This is a genomic window from Streptomyces sp. WELS2, assembly GCF_013870595.1.
Taxonomy (GTDB): domain Bacteria; phylum Actinomycetota; class Actinomycetes; order Streptomycetales; family Streptomycetaceae; genus Streptomyces.
Window position 1 is genome coordinate 1 of sequence record NZ_JACBWZ010000626.1, and the last position, 3744, is coordinate 3744.

The 3744-nt window shown below is 72.3% G+C and carries 3 protein-coding genes; 1 reads left to right on the plus strand and 2 read right to left on the minus strand.

Annotated features, from left to right (window positions below; all coding sequences use genetic code 11):
* Positions 1–278 precede the first annotated feature (278 nt).
* Positions 279–827, minus strand: coding sequence for a MarR family winged helix-turn-helix transcriptional regulator (locus tag H5J33_RS26950; RefSeq protein WP_181797445.1), 549 nt, complete (start codon positions 825–827; stop codon positions 279–281).
* A 134-nt stretch (positions 828–961) separates the two neighbouring features.
* On the opposite strand from H5J33_RS26950, the gene H5J33_RS26955 reads away from it, so the two are divergent.
* Complete coding sequence (locus H5J33_RS26955; RefSeq protein WP_181797447.1) at positions 962–2227, plus strand: MFS transporter; 1266 nt, start codon at positions 962–964, stop codon at positions 2225–2227.
* 38 nt (positions 2228–2265) lie between these two features.
* On the opposite strand, the gene H5J33_RS26960 is transcribed toward H5J33_RS26955, so the two are convergent.
* Positions 2266–3744: SpoIIE family protein phosphatase (locus H5J33_RS26960; protein WP_181797446.1), on the minus strand; the 1479-nt coding region annotated here is incomplete at its 5' end.

Here is a 3744-nt window from a genome sequence, read left to right on the forward strand (position 1 = left end):
TCTTCCCGGCTGTTGGGCCGTTCCGACGTCTCAAACCTTAGCGGATCCGCCCGGCGATTCCCAATCGGGGCGCCGGGCCCGTATTCGAATTGAATTCGGGCACGCCGAAATCAACCCGTACGGGAGATCGTGCTGGTGGTGTGAGGGTGCCGCTCGAGGCGGCGGAGTGTCGTCGGAGAACCGTTACGGCTCTGCGGCAACCCGAAGAACTTTACGGATCGACCAGGGGCGTGTCAACACCCCCTGTCAAGATCTTTTCCCGGGCCCGGGGCCCGGTCTCAGTCCAGGTCGGTGAGCCGGCCGCCGGCGTCCGGCTGTGCGTGCTCCACCCGGCGCAGGAGCCGGGTCAGGACCTCGCCGAGCACCGCGCGCTCGGCGGGTGTGAGGTCCTGGAGCAGGTCCTCCTCGAAGACCGTCGCCAGGCGCATGGCCTCCAGCCACTTCTCGCGGCCCTCCGGGGTCAGCTCCACGATGACGCGCACCCGGTTGGACTCGTCCCGCTCCCGGGTGACCAGACCCTCGGCCACCATGCGGTCGATCCGGTGGGTCATCGCGGCCGGGGTGAGACCGAGCCGCTTGGCCAGGTCGCTCGGGCCCATGCGGTAGGGCGCACCGGAGAGGACCAGCGCCTTGAGGACCTCCCACTCGGCGTTGCTTATGCCGAGGGCGGCGGTCTGGCGGCCGTACGCGACGTTCATCCGGCGGTTCAGCCGGGACAGCGCCGACACGATCTTCTCGACCTGGGGGTCCAGGTCCTGGAACTCGCGCTGGTACGCGGCGATCTGTTCTTCGAGTGTCGGCTCCGTGACGCCGCGGGTGTCGGCCATGGCCGCAGTATCGCACGCGAGCCCTTTGCCTTGAAGTCCTTCACTGTGTACTCTTTAGCTTCGAACTTTAGCTTTGAAGTCTTCAGATCTAACTAGTGAGAGAGGTGAACGTGACCAGGGCGATGGGCGCAGCGATGCGCCGGATCCACGTGGGCAACGCACTCAGCGCGTTCGGGCTCGGCTTCACCGTCCCGTACCTGTACGTCTATGTGGCGCAGGTGCGGGGACTGGGAGCCATGACGGCGGGACTCGTGCTCGCCGTCTTCGCCGTGGCCGCGCTGATCGTCCTGCCGTTCGCCGGCCGGGCGATCGTGCGGCGCGGCCCGCTGCCGGTCCTGCTCGCCGCCCTGGTCCTCGCCGCTCTGGGCGCGCTGAGCCTCGGTCTGGCGGGCGGTGCCGCGACCGTGCTGCTGTCCGCCGCCGCGCTCGGCGCCGGTCAGGCCGTGATGCAGCCGGCGCTGGCGACGATGATCGTGGACTGCTCCTCTGCGGACACCCGCTCGCGCGCGTTCGCGATGCAGTTCTTCCTGCAGAACCTGGGGCTCGGCGTCGGCGGCCTCATCGGCGGTCATCTGGTCGACACCACGCGCGTGTCCTCGTTCACGCTTCTGTTCGCGATCGAGGCGCTGATGTTCCTGCTGCTGGTCGTGGTGATGGCGACCGTGCGCATGCCGCACTCGCCCCGGATGGCGGACGCCCCGGCGGGGTCGGCCAAGGGCGCCTGGAAGCAGCTGCTCGGGAACCGGGCGATGGTGCAGCTGTGCGTGCTGGGCTTCGTGCTCTTCTTCGCCTGTTACGGCCAGTTCGAGTCGGGTCTGAGCGCCTACGGCGTGGAGGCGGCCGGGATATCCACGTCCGCGCTGGGAACGGCGCTGGCCGCGAACACACTGCTGATCGTGGTCGCCCAGTTCGCCGTGCTGCGGCTCGTGGAGCGGCGCCGGCGGTCCCGGGTCATCGCCGCCGTCGGCCTGATCTGGGCCGTCGCATGGCTGGCGGCCGGGTACGCGGGGCTGGGGCACGGCAGCCAGGAGATGGCCACGGCCGCCTTCGTGTCGACGTACGCGCTGTTCGGGCTGGGTGAGGCGATGCTGTCGCCGACGGTCGCGCCGCTGGTCGCCGATCTGGCGCCGGAGGGGCTGGCCGGTCAGTACAACTCGGCGTTCGCGCTGGTCAAGCAGTTGGCGCTGGCGGTCGGTCCGGCGGTGGGCGGCCCGCTGGGCGCCTCCCTGCACGCGCCGTACATCGTGACCTTCCTGCTGTTCTCGCTGTCGATCACCGTGCTGGCCCTGCGGCTGGGGCGGCGCCTGACCGCGGTGCAGGACCGGCCGTGGACGGGCCGGGAGAGCCGGGTGGTCAGCCGGGGCCAGGCGGCCGCGGAGCCGGTCACCGCCGAGGCGTAGACCGCGTTCGCCGGGTGGCGTCCCGCGGGTGCGGGCGTTCACCCCTTCGGCAGGACGAACTCGCACCACACCGCCTTGCCGCCGCCCGGTGTGCGGCGGCAGCCCCAGCTGGAGGCGATCGTCGCCACGATGGCGATGCCCCGGCCGGACTCGTCGCCCGGTTCCGCGCGCCGTCGGCGCGGCAGGTGGTCGTCGCCGTCCGTGACCTCGATGATCAGGCGGCGGTCGGTGCGGCGCAGGCGCAGCCGCATGGGCGGGATGCCGTGCTGGAGGGAGTTGGCGACCAGCTCGCTCGCGGCGAGGACGCCGAGGTCGTGCAGTTCGGCGGGGAAGCGCCAGCTGGTCAGCACGCCGGAGGCGAACGCCCGGGCGCGGGGTGCCGCCTCGACGCCGCCGAGGAGTTCCAGGGCGGCGTTGCGGAAGAGATCGCCGTCGGGGCCCGTACGCGCCGGGTGCTGGAGGACGAGGACGGCCACGTCGTCGTCGTGGTCGGCGGTGACGCCGGCCGAACGGACCAGGCGGTCGCAGACGACCTGCGGGGTGCCGGTGGCGCCGGCGAGGGCGCCTTCGAGCGCGGCGATGCCCTCGTCCAGGTCGGCGTCCCGGCGTTCCACCAGGCCGTCGGTGTAGAGGACGGCCGTGGCGCCGGGGCCGAGGGCGACGCAGCCGGAGGAGTGCATCCAGCCGCCGGTGCCGAGCGGCGGGCCGGTGGGTTCGTCGGCTCGGGAGACCACGCCGTTCTCGTCGCGGACCAGGATCGGCAGATGGCCGGCCGACGCGTACACCAGGCGGCCCTCGTTCGGGTCGTGGATGGCGTAGACGCAGGTGGCGATCTGGTTGGCGTCGATCTCGGCGGCGAGGCCGTCGAGCAGCTGGAGCACCTCGTGCGGGGGCAGGTCGAGGCGGGCGTAGGCGCGGACGGCCGTGCGGAGCTGGCCCATGACGGCGGCGGCGCGCACCCCGCGGCCCATGACGTCGCCGATGACGAGGGCGGTCCGGCCGCCGCCGAGGGTGATCACGTCGTACCAGTCGCCGCCGACCGCGGCCTCGGTGCCGCCGGGCTGGTAGGTGGCGGCGATGCGCAGGTCGTCGGGCTGTTCCAGTTCCTGTGGGAGCAGGGAGCGCTGGAGGGTGACGGCCGTCTCGCGCTGGCGGCGCTCGCTGGCGCGCAGGCGTTCGGCGGCCTCGGCGTGATCGGTGACGTCGGTGGCGAAGACGAGGACGCCCGCGTCCCGGTCGCCGTCCTCCGCGACGGGGGTGCAGGTGAAGGTGTACGAGCGGCCGTCGAGGGCCTTGCGGGACTTCAGGGTGCGGGATCTGCCGCTGCGCAGCACCTGGTCGAGCAGCGGGAGCAGGCCCAGTTCGGCGAGTTCGGGCAGGGCGTCGCGGGCGGGGACGCCGGCGGGGCGGGTGCCGAAGGCCGTGGTGTAGGCGTCGTTGACGTAGCCGATGCGGTGGTCGGGGCCGTGGACGAGGGCGACGAGGGCCGGGACGCGGTCCAGGACGTCACGCGCGGG